Below are 14,493 nucleotides of genomic sequence, written 5' to 3' on the forward strand. Positions count from 1 at the left end.
CCTCTTCACTCGTCGCAGAGGTGAATTCACCTTCACTCCAACAGGTTTGGTGCATCATAGCGATGCCGGTAGTCAGTACACGTCGATCGCGTTCTCCACAGAGCTCCGCGAGGCCGCGATCACCGGGTCGATCGGCTCCGTGGGCGATGCGCTCGACAACGCGCTGATGGAGTCGACGATCGGCTTGTACAAGACCGAACTGATCGACGTTGAACGGTCCCGGTCTTGGACCGGCCGTGCCGAGGTAGAACGTGAGACCGCTGCCTGGGTGCACTGGTACAACACCGAGCGTCTGCACTCATCGATCGGCTATACCTCGCCGACTGACCATGAGGAGCGCTACCGTCAGAACGTCGCCTCAACACCCGAGGTGGCCTAATCCAGGTCTCCGACCGGACCAGGACGGTTCACAACGAGCTGTGTACCGCCCGTTGAGCCGATCAAGCCGCCAGGCGCAGACCGCGCCGAAACGCACCCCCGACCGCAGAAAGTCGTTTCGACTCGGCCGGGCCCCGGGGGGCCCGTCCGGCTCAACGAGCTACGTACCGCCCGTTGAGCCGATCGAGCCGCAAGGCGAGATCGAGTCGAAACGCACCCCTGACTCGGACGGCTCAACGAGCTGAGTACCTACGCCGACAGCGCTACGTGCACTTGCCTCCGCCGCCGGAGGTGCTGGCCGACGCGGCCTGCAGGTTGACGTCGTCGCCGGAGAACCCGAATTCGATGCCCTGGTCGCTGACGGTGAGCTCGTTGACCTGGATCTCCTGGAAGAGCGGGCCGAGCATCGCCTGGGTGGTCTGATCGACGAGGTCCTGCGCGAAGTCGTTGGGCACTCCGATCCCGAACGCCTTGGCCTCCTTGACCTGGAACTCGACCTTGCCGTCGGTGGTCTTGGTCGGCAGCAGGACCACGGTGGCCGGTACCGAGAGGAAGGCCACCGGGACGTTGGAGTCGATGGTCATCGAGCGGTCGGCGGCGCTGCCGGTGACCGAATCGATGGTGGGTGCGCCGCCCGCGCTCCCACCCTCGTCGGCCATCGCCTTCACCCGCGAATACGGGACGTACGCGGTGCCGCGCAGGGTCCGGACGGTCTTACCGTTGCTGCTGACGTCCGTCGCACGGGCGTGCAGCCGCATCGCGGAGCCGTTGCCGGAGTCGTTGGTGTCCACCTGCACCCAGGCGACCTCGCCGCGCATCCAGGCCAGCAGCATCGATCCGCGCGGCATCGAGACGTCGGTCGACGTCCCGGTCATGTCCTTGAACGCGTTCTCCAGGCAGCTCTGCACGCGGTGCCGCAGATACAGCTCGGTGCCGACCCCGCTGATCACGACCAGCAGGAGCACCGCGACCACGGAGAGGGTGACGGTACGCCACAGGCGGCGCTTGGTGCGTACCACCGGCGTGGTACCGGTCGTCGAACCGGACGACGCCGGGGCGCTCGCCGGATCGGCCGGAGGGGCCGCGAAGACACCGGAGTCGCCGGCGGCGGGGTACTCGGCGGTGACCGGCCGGGTCGCCGGGCGCGCTTCGGGCTCCGACACGGCGGGCTCCTGCGTGGCGTGCTTCGGCGCGACGGGCACGTGGTCGGTGGGCAGGGCGGTGACGTCGACCGGGCCGGTGGTCGCGGCCGGATCGGCCGGGCTCTCGGACGCCGGCTCGGCCGGCGGACGATCCTGGGCGTCGGGCTCGGTCGGCTTGGCGGGGTCGGTGGGCTCGGTCATGTGCCTCTACTCGGTCGGGTCCGTCGGGATGACGCGCTGGTTGGCCAGGACGGCCGACGCGGCACGCGCCTTCTCGACGACGGACAGGTCTAGGTCGTGAACGCTCAGTTGCTGTTGCGCACCGTAATCGGCGATCACGCTACCGAACGGATCTGAGATTCGGCTATGACCTATCCCGGTGGGCGCCGCCGACTCGCGCAGGCCCGGATCGTCGGGTAGTGCCTGCCCGACGGCCGCCACGTAGGTGGCACAGTCGAGGGCCCGCGCCGACGCCAACAGCTGCCACTGCTCGAGCTTCCCCGGTCCGGCACCCCACGACGCCGGGACCGCGATGAGTTCGGCGCCCCTCCGGGCCAGTTCGACGAACAGCGCAGGGAAGCGGATGTCGTAGCAGGTGGCGACGCCGACGCGGTGTCCGGCGACGTCGACCACCACCGGTTCGTCGCCGGGGGCGACGGTCCGCGACTCGGCGAATCCGAAGGCGTCGTACAGGTGGATCTTGTGGTAGCCGCGCACCGGCTCGCCGGGCACCGCGATCACCAGCGTGTTGCGCACCCGGCCGTCGCCGGACGGGGTGAACATGCCGGCGATCACGGCGGCGCCCGTGCGCTCGGCCACCCGGGCGACTCCGCCGGCCCAGGGCCCGTCCAGCGGTTGCGCGACGTCGCCGAGCGGCACCCCGAACCGGCACATCATCGCCTCGGGGAAGATCACCAGTTCGGCGCCGTCGGCGACGGCCCGTTCGGTCAGCCGTTCCAGCAGGTCGAGGTTGGCGTCCGGGTCGGTTCCCGAATTGCATTGCGCGAGCGCGATCCGCACGGCCGCCTCCTTGCCTGTCGCCGGTGAGTCAGTTCCAGTATCGCGTAGTCCCCTCGGGAGTTCCGGACACGGACACCAGCTTGGCGAAACAGTGGTCCGGATCGAAGCCGTTGCCGCGGCACCACGCGTTGGCCGCCTCCGGGGTGACGAACCCGCCGTCCATCACGGTGACCCACCAGCCGCTGTAGCTGAACACCGGCCAGTCACTGCTGTTCAGCAGCTTGACCTGGGGGAAGCGATTCCGGAGCCGCTGGTGCTCGTCGAGGATCGACGCGTCGTCCCAGATCCGGTTCTCGGCGTTCAATCCGGGCTTCTTGGCACTCAGCTGCGCCGACCAGCGGCCCGAGCCGAGGGAGCCGCGGTCGCCGGCGGCGAGGTCGGCCAGCTGTTGCCCGGGCGCGGCGGGAGGGGCGGTCGTGGTGAGAGTGGTGGTCGCGGTCTGCGTGGTCCGCGTCGGACCCGCGGCCCGGGTGGCGTCGTCGTGCGACGACGACCACACCCAGATCAGTACGCCGCCGGCCACCAGCAGGAGCACGATCAGCACGACGAGCAGGACCTGTGGGGTCCGCGACGGCCGGCCCGCGGGCGGACCGTAGTAGCCGGGACCGGGCGGCGCCGGATACCCGCTGTAACCCGGATCGGAGTACGGCCCGGCACCCCCGCCGATCGGATAGCCGGCCTGCGTGTAGGCGTAGTCGCCGGAGGTGCGCGGGTCCGCACCGTAGGCGTACGGCGCCGTACCCCCCGGGGTCTCCGGTGGGAGGGGCAGGGCGGGCGTCGGCGCGATCGGAGCGATCTGCGTCGGTACGTGCTGTTCCATACCGACGTGGGCGGTGGCCTCGTCCTCACCGACGATCGCGGTGGTGTCGAAGTCTTCCGGCCGGCGGGCGGAGCCCGGCGAATCAGTCATGTGCGGCATAGTAGCGCTCTGACCAGCGTGTCAGCCGTTCGGACGAACGGCCGACCAGGGCACGGTCAAGACGTTGTCGATGCTCCGGCCACGTCGCACGCGGATCGGGACGCCCTCGTCGCGGAGCAGTTCCAGTGCGGCGCGCCAGCGGGCCCGCGGCCCGAAGGGCTCGTGCCCGGCAGCGCGGTCCCAGCAGCGGTCGGCGGCGACCAGCAGGTCGTGCACGGGTTCGCCGGGTACGTTGCGGTGGATCAGGGCCTTCGGGAGCCGCGGTGCCAGATCGGACGGGCGCGCGGTGTGCGCGGGATCCCAGGCGAGCGTCAGCTCCAGCGGCCCGGTGGCGTCGAGCAGCAGCCAGCAGGCGCGACGGCCGATCTCGTCGCAGGTGCCTTCCACCAGGAAGCCACCGGGCGCGAGCCCGGCGAGGATCTGCGCCCAGGCCGCGGGCACTTCGTCCTCGTCGTACTGGCGCAGCACGTTGAACGCGCGGACCAGGTGCGGGCGCAGTCCCGCGAGTTCGAAGCCGCCGAGGGCGAACCGCACCCCCTCCGCGGGCGGCGCGATCCGCTCGGGGTCGATCTCGAGTCCGACCAGTCGCAGATCGGGGACCACCGCGCGCAGGCGCGCGGCGAGTTCGAGGGCGGTGTCCGGGCGGGCGCCGTAGCCGAGGTCGACGGCGAGCGGCGCCGCGGCGTCGTCGAGCACGGCCCGGATGCGCGGATCGGCGACGATCCACCGGTCGACACGGCGGAGCCGGTTCAGGTTCGTCGTGCCGCGGGTGATCCGGCCGGACGGGGCGAGACGGTCAGACGAGGTTCTTCGCCACCCACGACTGCGCGTACTCGGCCTCCGCGCGGAACAGGTCGACCAGGTTTATCAGCATCATCTGCTCCAGCTTCCCGTTGATGAACGGGATGAACACCTTCACCTCGGTGGTCTTGCGCAGCGTGCAGCCGGTGGCGGTGTCGAACAGGACCTGCTCGCCCTTGAGCGAACCGGGTCCGGCCGGGATCGACGCGGTGTAGGTGCCCGGCGTGCTCTCCGCCGAGTACGACCCGAGCGTCTCGACCCGGGTGATCATCATGTCGCCGCGCACCACGGTCTGCGCGAGCTGCGGCATCATCTCCCGCGGGATGGCCTGCTTGAGCACCACGCGCATACCGTCGTCACCGACGGTGAACTCGTCGATCTCGGAGACCGGGGTCAGCATGCGGAATCCGTCGACCAGATCCTGCCAATACTGCCGTTCCATCTGCGCCTGGTGGAGCTTCTCGGCGGGGAACTCGAAGCGCGCCGAATAACTGAGACGTCGTGCCATGAAAGATCAGCCTAACGAGCGCCGGATCGGGAGCGAAATCTACTTCTCCGCGATCTCGAGGGTGGCGTCGCGCTCGGCGTCGAGCAGGTGGCGTAGCTGGTCGATGATGGCCTTCTCGATCTTGCCGCCGACGAAGGGGATGGAGACCGCGCACGAGCCGTCGTAGGTGGCGGTCGCCGGGGCGCCCATCACCATCACGTCGCCGTGGATCTTGGCGGGCTGGCCGGACACCGAGGCCTCCATCTGGCCGATCAGCTGATCGCCGGCCAGCACGAAGTCGATGGTGCGCGGGATCTCGACGCCGCCCGGCAGGATCGCGGTGACCACCGACGGGAGTTCGGCGGGGGCCACACCCTGCTTGGTGGTGACGGTCACCTTGTTCTCGTCCAGGAGGAACGACTGCACGCTGCCCAGCTCGGAGTTGGTGCGCTCGATCAGGTCGTGCCAGTACTGCTCGGTGCTGATCAGCGCCCACAGCTCGGCGACACCGAACGGGTAGCTGACCGAATACTCGAAGTTGCTCGCCATGGCCTAGAGGCTACCGTTACTGCGGTGAGCACTCCGCAACCTCCCGGCCCGCGTCTCGCCGAGTTCACCACCCTGCGTCTGGGCGGCCCCGCCCGGTCGCTGCGCCGCGCGGAGAGCACCGACGAGCTGGTCGCCGCGGTGATCGAGTGCGACCGTGCCGGGGAACCCGTGCTGCTGATCGGCGGCGGATCGAACCTGGTGATCGGCGACGACGGGTTCGCGGGCACCGCGGTGCTCGTGGCGTCGTCGGACATCGAGTTCGGCCGGGACGACGACGGCGCCCACGTCACCGCCGCGGCCGGCACCGACTGGGACGCGCTGGTCGCCGCCACCGTCGAGGCGGGTTTCGGCGGGCTGGAATGCTTGTCCGGCATCCCGGGCGCGGCCGGCACCACCCCGGTGCAGAACGTGGGCGCGTACGGCGTCGAGGTGGCCGACATGCTGCGCGGCGCAGCGGTACTCGACCGCTCGACCGGCGACGTGTCGTGGGTGGCGCCGTCGTGGCTGGAACTCGGCTACCGCACCAGCCGGCTCAAGGGCCGCGACGGCCACGTGGTGCTGGCCGTCTCGTTCCGGCTGAACGACGGCGCCGTCTCCGCGCCGATCCGCTACCGCGAGCTGGCCGGGGTGCTCGGCGTCGACGAGGGTTCGGCCGCACCGGCCGCGCGGGTCCGCGAGCACGTCCTGGCCCTGCGCGCGAGCAAGGGCATGGTGCTCGACGCCGCCGACCACGACACGTGGAGCGCGGGCAGCTTCTTCACCAACCCGATCGTCGGCGACGACGCGCTGCCCGCCGTCCTGGGCCGTATCGCCGACCGCCTCGGCGCCGACGTCCGGGTCCCGCAGTTCCCGGCCGACGGCGGCGTGAAGCTCTCCGCGGGCTGGCTGATCGAGCGCGCGGGCTTCGCCCGCGGCTTCCCCGGCGACGACGCCCCCGTGCGGCTCTCCACCAAGCACACCCTGGCCCTCACCAACCGCGGGGAGGCGCGCACCGCCGACCTGATCGCGCTGGCCCGGACCGTCCGCGACGGCGTGCGCGACGCCTTCGGCGTGGCCCTGCACCCGGAACCGGTCTTCGTCGGCTGCTCCCTGGACTGAACGGTGCTGCCTCGACCCCGAGTCAGCACTGTCAAGCCTGGAGCGAGGCGTCGAGCAGGTTCGAGCGGAGCAGCGTCGCCGAAACCGGGTGAGCCGGGCCTGGATCGAGGGCCGATCCTGCCGGCGGCGGAAATCCGTCGCGGACGCGCCGACAGATCCGACGGGATGCGCGACGTCTATCGGCGGTCGACAAGATCCGCGACAGATGGAGATCGGGGTGTCGCGGGCGCGGTCCGACCGTCGCGCGAAACGCCGGTCAGAGAACGGCGAGGACGTCGTCGAGCAGCTGGTTGAACTCCAGGGAACGCTCGATCGGCACCATGTGACCGGCCTCCGGGTAGGTGTCGTAGGTGAGGAGGACGCCGTTGCGGTCCAGCGCCTTGGCGAGGAAGTCGGCGTGCAGCGGCGGCGTGAGGCGGTCCTCGGAGCCCACCACCACGGCGGTCGGCACGCTGATCGCCTCCAGGCCGGCGATCACGTTGAGGCCGTACATCGCGGCGCCCCACGCCGCGCGGGAGACCGGGGAGGTCCGCGAGATCAGCTCGTCGCTGAAATCGACGTGCGCGGCGCGCGCCTTGGGCCCCAGCGCCAGGTAGTGGGTGAAGCGGCTGGTCAATCGGTTCGACGGCAACGGCACGGGAGTAGAGAGGAAGGTCCGTCCGACGAGCGGGTTGACCGGACGGGTGAGGGTGCGCACCGAGTCGGGAGTGAGCCGCTGGTGTTCCACCACGCCGCGCGCGGCGGTGGAGGCGAGGACGACGGCCGCGACCCGCTCGTGCATCGTCTCGCCGAACTGACCGGCCCACGACATGATCGTCATGCCGCCCATGCTGTGCCCCACCAGGACGGCCCGCTTACCCGGCGGCAGCGTCGCGGCCAGCACCGCCTGCAGATCCTGGCCGAGCGTCTCGATGCCCAGTTTCTTGTTGCCCATCTCGGAGAGCCCGTGGCCGCGGTGATCGAAGGCGATCACCGGCCGGGACGTGCCGATGTGGTTCACCTGTGCGTTCCAGAAGCGCGTGCTGCACGTCCAGCCGTGGACCAGGACCAGCACCTCGTCAGCGGGGTGATCCTCCAGATCCAGCGAGGTCTCCACGTGCAGCAGCGTCCCGTCGGGCGTCGACACGACACCCGATCGCATCAGATGCCGGGGGTCGGTCAGCGCGGGGTCGGGCCCGTCGTCGATCGGCAAGGGGAACGTCGTGGCCGCGCGGAGGATCCCGCCGACGGCGAGGCCCATGTCGGCGGCCACCAGCCCGGCACCCACCGCACCGGCCTGCAGCGCCCGCTTTCCCCACGGCGAAGGAATCCAGCCGTCAGCCCTGCCCACCGTTGCTCCCGTCGTCGAAATACTTGTTCGCCTCACCGATGGCGCGGGAGATCTCCACATCGAGCGCCTTGCTGAAGGCCGTCTCGACGATCTCGTGCGCCATCGGCCGGACCGTCTGGATCAGTTCGGCGAGTTCGGACACCGACTTCTCGCTCAGATTCGGCAGATTCTCGTCGAAGTACTTGTCGGTGATGATCGACACGAAGCTGGCGGCCACGTCGGCCAGGTCCGATTCCACGCGCAACCAGCGATCGAACAGGACGTCGACGTCGATACCGCCCTTGACCAGCACCTCGGCGCCTTCGAGCAGTTCGGGGTTGCGGACCGCGAAGTTGGTGCCGTCCTTGACCAGGAGCCCGAGTTTCTGGCTCAGGCCGATGGCACGGTCACTGCCCCCCAGCGTGCGGCGCACCTCGGTGATGGTGATGGTGGCGGCCCGCCGGAAGCTCCGGAAGCGTCCCGAGCGCGGCTTGTCGCGCAGCACATGCTCCACCTTCATGCCGTGACTGGCCGCGATCAGCAACTCGCTTATCGTCGCGAAGGTGTAGCCGCGCTCCAAGAGGCGGGAGATCAGATTGAGCCGGACCAGGTGTTCTTCGGAGTACCAGCCGGTGCGGCCGCGGACCTCGGGCGGCGGCAACAGACCGCGGTCCTGGTAGACGCGGATGTTGCGGACACTGACCCCCGAGACCTCGGCGAGCTCGGCGACGCGGTATTCGGTCACCGGCCCCGCCCGCCGCTCATGCGGCCTTCCGGAACCACGACTTGCCCTGGATCTCGTCGGTCCGCGGACGGACATCGGCGAGGTACACGCAGATCGCGATCACTCCGGCCAGATAGAAGATGCCGAGGAAGGACACCTGCAGCGCGGCCGCACCGATCAGCGTGCAGACCAGGGTCGACAGCGCGAGCACGATCACCCAGAAGCCCTTGCTCTTGGTGTCGACGGCCGGGAACGCGTCCGGACGGGTGCCGATCGCATGAACCAAGGCGGCCAGACCACCGAGCAGGGTCAGCGCGGAGATGGCGTACAGGATCACCTTGATGATCCAGAGCACAACGTTCCCAGCAGTCACGGTTTCCACTCTAGCGGCGTGCGGTACGCGCGTGTTCTCAGCCCGACCGGCGGGCCTGATCGACGACGATCCCGGCCGCCTCCGGCCCAGCGGCCGTCTCGGCGATCGCGGCGTCCTCGGCGGCGGCCTGCGCGGCGTTCTCGTTGCGGAACGAGTCGTAGATCTCCAGCAGCATCTGCTTCTGCCGCTCGTTGATCGACGTGTCGACCAGCAGGGCGTCGCGCACCGGACTGGCCGGGCGCTCCTCCAGGATGCCGGCGCGAACGTAGAGCACCTCGGCGGAGACCCGCAGACCCTTGGCGATCTGGGCCAGCACGTCGGCCGACGGCTTGCGCAGCCCGCGCTCGATCTGCGAGAGATACGGGTTGCTGACCCCGGCGCGATCGGCGAGCTGCCGCAGCGAGACCTTGGCGGCCATCCGCTGGGTGCGGATGAAGGCGCCGATGTCCTGCGCGGCGGTCGCCACCGCGTCCTGGGCGGCGGCCGTCATCGCGTCCACCGTGAGCGGCGCCTCCTCGGACGCGTCCGTCTGCCGTCCCGCCTCGTTCTGCCGCCCCGCATCGTTGCTGTTCTCGCTGCTGCTCACCGGTGCCATCCTCTCGGGTTCCAGTATCCCGAACCGGTGCTAACAAGTGCAAGCGCGCGCCCGGCGGGTCCCGCGAGTGAGATCAATGGAACAGCAGCACCGACACCGTGTAGATCGCCAGCCCGGCGAGCGAGCCGACGACGGTGCCGTTGATCCGGATGAATTGCAGGTCCCGGCCCACCTGAAGTTCGATCTTGCGGCTGGTCTCCTCGGCGTCCCATCCGCGGACGGTGTCGGTGATCACCGAGATGATCTCGGCGGAGTAGTTGACCGCGACGTGTCGTGCCGAGCGCGCCACCCACAGGTTCATCTTGTCTTGCAGCGGCTGGTCGTCGCGGATCCGGACCCCCAGCCGGATCACCGCGTCCGACAGGGACGTGCGCAGCGTGGAGTTCGGGTCGTCGAGCATCTGCTCGATCACTCCCTTGGCGGCCTGCCACGCGGTCGACGCCGCGTCGGTCACCTCATCGCGGCCGAGCAGTTCCTCCTTCAGCTGCTCGAAGCGCGCGATCATCGCGTCGTCGTGCTGCAGGTCGTCGGCGAACTGCCGGACGAACTCCCGGATCGCACGCCGCAGCTCGTGCTCGGGATCGGCCCGCACCTTGTAGGTGAACTCGGTCAATTCGCGGTAGATCTTGTCGCCGACCAGGTTGTTCACGAATTTCGGCGCCCACGACGGCCCGTCCTTGTCGATCACCCGGTCGATCACGCCCTGGCTGCCCAGCGCCCAGTCGTGGGCGCGGTCGCACAGCAGCTGGATCACCGGTTCGAGCCGGTCCTCGTCGACCAGCTGTTCCAGGATACGGCCCGCCGGCGGCGCCCAGACCGGTTCTGCGGCCCAGGTGATGACCGCCTGGATGAACTGCTCGATGTCCTCGTCGCGCAGCATCTCCGAGACCAGTGCGAGGGTGCGCGAGGCCTCGTCGTTGATCCGGCCGTTGTTCGCCGGATCGGCGAGCCACCCGGACACCCGGCCCGGCAGATCCAGGCTCAGGGCGCGCTGCTCGATCACCTGCGGGGTCATGAAGTTCTCTTCGATGAAGCCGCCGAGTTGCTCGCCGATGTCGTCCTTCTTGCGCGGGATCAGCGCGGTGTGCGGGATCGGCAGGCCGAGCGGCCTGCGGAACAGCGCGGTCACCGCGAACCAGTCGGCCAGCGCACCCACCATGCCGGCCTCGGAGGCGGCCCGCACGTAGCCCACCCACGCCGCCACGTCCTGTCCGTCGCGATGCTCCAGCCACCGCATGATCAGGTAGATCACCGCGGCCAGCGCCAGCAGCGAGAGCGCGAGCAACTTCATCCGGCGAAGGCTGCGCACCCGCTCGGCGTCGGGTTCGGCGAACCCCGCCGGGAGCGCACCGGCAGGCGGCGGAGAGGTCAGGCTGGTCGACATCAGTCCAGTGTCGCCCACGACCGACTACCGTTGCCAGGTGATGCGTACCCCATCCCACCGCGGCCGATCCCGCCGCGCCCCGACCTTCCGCGCCGATGTCTAACCCGCCCCGGCCCGCGCACGCCGCCCGCGCCGCCGTCACCGCGGCGGCGACCTTGACTCGCGAGCTGGAGCAGCGGCTTCTCGGCCCCGCCGTCGACGCCGTCGCCTCCGACGGCCGCAAACAGCGCTGGGCCCGGCACAAGGAGGAGCGCCGGTCGGAGTTGATCGCCGGCACCATGACGGCCATCCGGGACCTGGGCCCGGAGGCGGGCATGGACGAGATCGCCCGACACATCGGGGTCTCCAAGACGGTGCTCTACCGCTATTTCAGCGACAAGAGCGACCTGTCCGGCGCCGTCGCCGACACCTTCATCCAGTCCCGGATGCTGCCCCGGCTGAGCGAAGCCCTGACCGAGGACCTCGGCGACTACGAGCTGGTCCGCACGGTGATCGCCGTCTACGTGCACATCATCTCCGCCGAACCGAACCTGTATCGCTACTGCACGGCGTCCAACGCGGGCACCGGCACGACGATCGCCTCGGCGCAGCGGATCTTCGCCGACGCGATCGAGTCGACGCTGCGCACCCGGCTCACCGTCCGGCAGGCCGAGACCGCCGGAGCCGGCACCTGGGCACTGGCCATGGTCGGCGGCGTGGAGGTCACGGTCGGCCGCTGGCTCGACACGTCACCGGTCGACGCGGACCGGCTGATCGACGAGCTGACCATGCTGATCTGGGGCGGCGTGGCGGGGATCGTCGGAGCCGGCGGCTCGCCCGCCCGGTTCACCGCCGCTCCCCCGGCCCTCCCACCGCTCCCCGGCGCGGAGCCGGCGTGAGCGCCCGCGTCGCGCTGGTCACCGGTGCCAGCCGCGGGGTCGGCAAGGGGGTCGCGACCGCGCTGCGCGACGCCGGCTGGCGGGTCTTCGGCACCTCCCGGCACGGCACCGGCCCGGACGGCACGACCAACATCGTCTGCGATCACACCGACGACGACGCGGTGGCCGCCGTCTTCGAGCGGATCTCCACGACCGCGGGCCGCCTCGACCTGCTGGTGAACAGCGCGTGGGCCGCGCCGCGCGGCTTCGCCGGATTCACCGAAAAGTTCTACGAACGGCCGCTCAGCGACTGGGATTCCCTGATCACGGTGGGTCTGCGCGCGCACTACGTCGCCTCGGTGTACGCGGCGCGGCTGATGGTGCCGCGGGGTTCGGGACTGATCGCCTCGATCTCGTCGTTCGGCACCCGCGGGCACCTGCACTCCGTGCTGTACGGGATGAGCAAGGCCGCCCTCGACAAGATGGCCTACGACATGGCGCACGAATTGCGCGGCACCGGTGTCCGGGCGGTGTCGCTCTGGCCCGGCCTGGTCCGCACCGAGCTGCTGCTGTCGGCGGGGATCACCGAATTCGCGGGCTTCCCGATCGCGCAGGCGGAGGACCCCGCCTTCATCGGCCGGGTGATCGACCGCCTGAGCACCGATCCGCGGCTGGCCGACCGCAGCGGGCACACCCTGGTCACCGCCGAGCTCGGCGCCGAATACGGCATCGTGAACGACGACGGCTCGGTCCCGGTCTCACACCGCGCGGCATTCGGCGGCGCCGGTCTGTTCCCGCCGGAGCGTGCCTGACCCCCGGACCCGCGACGTCGAGACCACACGACGAATCCGGCCCCCGTACCTGCGCGGTACGGGGGCCGGATGGCCGGTGAGGTCTCGCCCGAGTCAGGCGAGCCGGATCACTGAGCGGTCTTCGGCGCGGCCTTGGCCGGAGCCTTGCGGGCCGGAGCCTTCTTGGCGGCCGGCTTGGCCGGAGCCTTCTTCGCGGCCGGCTTGGCCGGAGCCTCGGCGGCGGCGATCCGCTTGGCGGGCGACGCCTTGGCGGTGCGGCCCTTGGCCTCGACGGTGCCGGCGGCGCCGTCGATCTTCTGAGCGGCGGTCTTGGCCTCGGCCTTGACCTTGCTGCCGGCCTCTTCGATCTCCACGGCGGCGTCTTCGACCTTCTCAGCGGCCAGGCCGGCGAGAGTGGCGGCACGCTCACCGACGAGGCGGGTCTGGTGCGACACGGCGCCCAGGGCGTCCTCGGTCAGGTCGACGGCCTCGTTGTACACCTTGCCGACGCGCTCCAGGTTCTCCTGGACCACGGGCTGGGTGCGCAGACGCTCCACGGCGCCCTCGCCGCGCTCGGCGAGGTTGTTGTAGAGGCCGGTGGCGGTCTCGATGTACGGCTGGGCCACCTTGAGCAGCTCATCCTTGTTGACCTTGGTGCGGAGCTCTTCGCTCTTGGTCTTGAACTCGTCGACGGTCAGCTTGGCGCGGATCTCCTCGACGTTGATCTCGGTCGGCAGCTCGGCGAGACGGGTACGGGTCTCGACCAGACGGGTCTGGGCGGTCTCCGCGCGGTTCCGCAGACGGTCGTACGCTTCCTTGGCCTCCTGGACGACGACGTCGCCCGCGCCCACGACGGCGTAGACGGGGGTCGGGAGGGTGCGCTCAGCGGTGCTCATGGCAACTCCTTACGTTCTATCCGTTCGCCCCCTGCGGCGGTTCCACAGGACTCGTATTCGGATCTGTTCGACACCACTAGTATGCCGCCAAGTGCTAGCAAAAGCTAGCAATCTGCTAGCAGCTGTGGCCCATTTCACCCGGTCGGGAGAGTGACACACTGTCGTTCCGCTTGCCAGAGCCCCCCACTTCGGGCGACACACGGCCGGAAGGCGCTCAGCCGTAGGTGTAGAAACCGCGTCCGGATTTCTTGCCGACGCGGCCGTCGCCGACCATCGTCAGCAGCAGTCCCGGCGGCGAATAGAGCGGCTCGTCGAATTCCTCGTACATCCGGTCGGCGATCGCCTTGACCGTGTCGAGGCCGATCAGATCGGCGAGCTTGAGCGGACCCATCGGGTGCGCGCAGCCGAGGACCATCGCCTTGTCGATGTCCTCGACGCTGGCGAAACCGCTCTCCACCATCCGGATGCCGGAGAGCAGATACGGGATCAGCAGGGCGTTGACCACGAAACCGGAGCGATCGGCGGAGCGGACTACCTGCTTGCCGAGCACGTCGCTCGCGAATGCCTCGGCGCGATCGGACACGGCGTCGTCCGTCGCGGCGGTGGTGACGAGTTCGACGAGCGGCAACGCGGCCACCGGATGGAAGAAGTGCATGCCGACCACGCGGCCCGCACGGCGCGTAGCCAGGCCCAGCCGGGTGATCGGGATGGAGGACGTGTTGGACGCGAGCACCGCCTCCGGATCGGCGACCACCGCGTCGAGCCGTCCGAAGAGCTCGGTCTTGACCGCCTCGTCCTCGACGACCGCCTCGACCACGAGCTGCCGATCGGCGAACTCGTCCAGGCTGTCGGTGAAACGCAGGCGCCAGGCGGCCTGTTCGCGTTCCCGCTCGGTGAGCCGTCCGGAGGAGACCGCGCCGGCGAGCGATTCGCGCACCCGTGCACGACCGGCCGCGACCCGCTCGCGCGTCGCCTCGTAGACCAGGACGTCGGTGCCCGCGCGGGCGCAGACCTCGGCGATTCCGGCACCCATCTGTCCGGCACCGACGATGCCGACACGCGAGATCGGCGCGCTGGGCTGGCTGGCCATGTCGTGAGCTCCTAGGTCGACGCGAGCGCGGGAAAGGGGTCGTCAGATACGACGATCCCGGGGCGGGCGAGGATCACTCC

At 70.0% G+C, this 14,493-nt stretch carries 17 protein-coding genes; 4 read left to right on the top strand and 13 right to left on the bottom strand.

All coding sequences use genetic code 11. The features are described from left to right. Positions 1 to 379 (top strand): integrase core domain-containing protein (locus tag ACSEEN_RS18465; protein ID WP_440713986.1); only part of this gene is annotated, 379 nt, incomplete at its 5' end. A gap of 262 nt (positions 380 to 641) precedes the next feature. On the opposite strand, the gene ACSEEN_RS18470 is transcribed toward ACSEEN_RS18465, so the two are convergent. Genes ACSEEN_RS18470 through ACSEEN_RS18495 form a run of 6 tightly spaced genes read right to left on the bottom strand, consistent with a single transcriptional unit; the run spans position 642 to position 5,296 of the window. Next, a complete protein-coding gene (locus ACSEEN_RS18470; protein ID WP_440713987.1) occupies positions 642 to 1,721 on the bottom strand; it encodes an LmeA family phospholipid-binding protein in 1,080 nt (359 codons plus the stop codon). A 6-nt stretch (positions 1,722 to 1,727) separates the two neighbouring features. After that, positions 1,728 to 2,540, bottom strand: coding sequence for a carbon-nitrogen hydrolase family protein (locus ACSEEN_RS18475; protein ID WP_247865247.1), 813 nt, complete (start codon positions 2,538 to 2,540; stop codon positions 1,728 to 1,730). Between the two features lie 28 nt (positions 2,541 to 2,568). Then, positions 2,569 to 3,450 (bottom strand): hypothetical protein, encoded by an 882-nt coding sequence (locus tag ACSEEN_RS18480; protein ID WP_298443267.1) that lies wholly within the window; start codon positions 3,448 to 3,450, stop codon positions 2,569 to 2,571. Positions 3,451 to 3,480: 30 nt separating this feature from the next. Further along, entirely contained in the window at positions 3,481 to 4,233 is a 753-nt protein-coding gene (locus ACSEEN_RS18485; RefSeq protein ID WP_247868105.1) for a class I SAM-dependent methyltransferase, read from the bottom strand. Positions 4,234 to 4,255: 22 nt separating this feature from the next. Continuing rightward, complete coding sequence (locus ACSEEN_RS18490; RefSeq protein WP_247865249.1) at positions 4,256 to 4,768, bottom strand: DUF2505 domain-containing protein; 513 nt, start codon at positions 4,766 to 4,768, stop codon at positions 4,256 to 4,258. 39 nt (positions 4,769 to 4,807) lie between these two features. Beyond that, positions 4,808 to 5,296: a DUF2505 domain-containing protein gene (locus tag ACSEEN_RS18495; protein WP_247865250.1), complete on the bottom strand. Its 489-nt coding sequence runs from the start codon at positions 5,294 to 5,296 to the stop codon at positions 4,808 to 4,810. A gap of 24 nt (positions 5,297 to 5,320) precedes the next feature. Here ACSEEN_RS18495 and ACSEEN_RS18500 point away from each other — a divergent pair, with 24 nt between their 5' ends. Continuing rightward, positions 5,321 to 6,394 (top strand): UDP-N-acetylmuramate dehydrogenase, encoded by a 1,074-nt coding sequence (locus ACSEEN_RS18500; RefSeq protein ID WP_440713988.1) that lies wholly within the window; start codon positions 5,321 to 5,323, stop codon positions 6,392 to 6,394. Between the two features lie 256 nt (positions 6,395 to 6,650). On the opposite strand, the gene ACSEEN_RS18505 is transcribed toward ACSEEN_RS18500, so the two are convergent. The 5 genes from ACSEEN_RS18505 to ACSEEN_RS18525 form a co-directional block, all read right to left on the bottom strand. Further along, positions 6,651 to 7,724 carry an alpha/beta fold hydrolase gene (locus tag ACSEEN_RS18505; protein ID WP_247865252.1) on the bottom strand — a complete coding sequence of 358 codons (1,074 nt, stop codon included), beginning with the start codon at positions 7,722 to 7,724 and terminating at the stop codon, positions 6,651 to 6,653. After that, complete coding sequence (locus ACSEEN_RS18510; RefSeq protein ID WP_247865253.1) at positions 7,711 to 8,448, bottom strand: MerR family transcriptional regulator; 738 nt, start codon at positions 8,446 to 8,448, stop codon at positions 7,711 to 7,713. The genes ACSEEN_RS18505 and ACSEEN_RS18510 overlap by 14 nt, the downstream gene beginning before the upstream one ends. 16 nt (positions 8,449 to 8,464) lie before the next feature. Beyond that, the gene (locus ACSEEN_RS18515; RefSeq protein ID WP_247865254.1) at positions 8,465 to 8,800 is read right to left on the bottom strand and encodes a DUF2516 family protein; all 336 of its coding nucleotides are present in this window, start codon (positions 8,798 to 8,800) and stop codon (positions 8,465 to 8,467) included. A gap of 37 nt (positions 8,801 to 8,837) precedes the next feature. Further along, the gene (locus ACSEEN_RS18520; RefSeq protein WP_371307628.1) at positions 8,838 to 9,299 is read right to left on the bottom strand and encodes a helix-turn-helix domain-containing protein; all 462 of its coding nucleotides are present in this window, start codon (positions 9,297 to 9,299) and stop codon (positions 8,838 to 8,840) included. Between the two features lie 169 nt (positions 9,300 to 9,468). Continuing rightward, on the bottom strand, positions 9,469 to 10,779 hold the full coding sequence (locus ACSEEN_RS18525; RefSeq protein ID WP_371307230.1) for a DUF445 domain-containing protein: 1,311 nt from the start codon (positions 10,777 to 10,779) through the stop codon (positions 9,469 to 9,471). A gap of 95 nt (positions 10,780 to 10,874) precedes the next feature. Here ACSEEN_RS18525 and ACSEEN_RS18530 point away from each other — a divergent pair, with 95 nt between their 5' ends. Next, positions 10,875 to 11,657 carry a TetR/AcrR family transcriptional regulator gene (locus ACSEEN_RS18530; RefSeq protein WP_440713989.1) on the top strand — a complete coding sequence of 261 codons (783 nt, stop codon included), beginning with the start codon at positions 10,875 to 10,877 and terminating at the stop codon, positions 11,655 to 11,657. Beyond that, positions 11,654 to 12,448: an SDR family NAD(P)-dependent oxidoreductase gene (locus ACSEEN_RS18535; RefSeq protein WP_247865256.1), complete on the top strand. Its 795-nt coding sequence runs from the start codon at positions 11,654 to 11,656 to the stop codon at positions 12,446 to 12,448. Before ACSEEN_RS18530 ends, ACSEEN_RS18535 begins: the two co-directional genes overlap by 4 nt. Positions 12,449 to 12,555: 107 nt before the next feature. Here the strand turns inward: ACSEEN_RS18535 and ACSEEN_RS18540 are convergent, their stop codons facing one another. Then, on the bottom strand, positions 12,556 to 13,323 hold the full coding sequence (locus tag ACSEEN_RS18540) for a heparin-binding hemagglutinin (protein ID WP_298443253.1): 768 nt from the start codon (positions 13,321 to 13,323) through the stop codon (positions 12,556 to 12,558). Positions 13,324 to 13,537: 214 nt separating this feature from the next. Further along, on the bottom strand, positions 13,538 to 14,413 hold the full coding sequence (locus ACSEEN_RS18545) for a 3-hydroxybutyryl-CoA dehydrogenase (protein ID WP_247865258.1): 876 nt from the start codon (positions 14,411 to 14,413) through the stop codon (positions 13,538 to 13,540). Positions 14,414 to 14,493 lie beyond the last annotated feature (80 nt).

Source organism: Gordonia marina (assembly GCF_052036135.1).
Lineage (GTDB): Bacteria > Actinomycetota > Actinomycetes > Mycobacteriales > Mycobacteriaceae > Gordonia.

Bases quoted from the DNA above. Each gene is read 5' to 3' on its own strand.
- ACSEEN_RS18530 (WP_440713989.1), top strand. From the start codon at position 10,875: ATGTCTAACCCGCCCCGGCCCGCGCACGCCGCCCGCGCCGCCGTCACC.
- ACSEEN_RS18545 (WP_247865258.1), bottom strand. From the start codon at position 14,413: ATGGCCAGCCAGCCCAGCGCGCCGATCTCGCGTGTCGGCATCGTCGGT.
- ACSEEN_RS18490 (WP_247865249.1), bottom strand. From the start codon at position 4,768: ATGGCACGACGTCTCAGTTATTCGGCGCGCTTCGAGTTCCCCGCCGAG.
- ACSEEN_RS18495 (WP_247865250.1), bottom strand. From the start codon at position 5,296: ATGGCGAGCAACTTCGAGTATTCGGTCAGCTACCCGTTCGGTGTCGCC.
- ACSEEN_RS18480 (WP_298443267.1), bottom strand. From the start codon at position 3,450: ATGACTGATTCGCCGGGCTCCGCCCGCCGGCCGGAAGACTTCGACACC.
- ACSEEN_RS18525 (WP_371307230.1), bottom strand. From the start codon at position 10,779: ATGTCGACCAGCCTGACCTCTCCGCCGCCTGCCGGTGCGCTCCCGGCG.
- ACSEEN_RS18470 (WP_440713987.1), bottom strand. From the start codon at position 1,721: ATGACCGAGCCCACCGACCCCGCCAAGCCGACCGAGCCCGACGCCCAG.
- ACSEEN_RS18540 (WP_298443253.1), bottom strand. From the start codon at position 13,323: ATGAGCACCGCTGAGCGCACCCTCCCGACCCCCGTCTACGCCGTCGTG.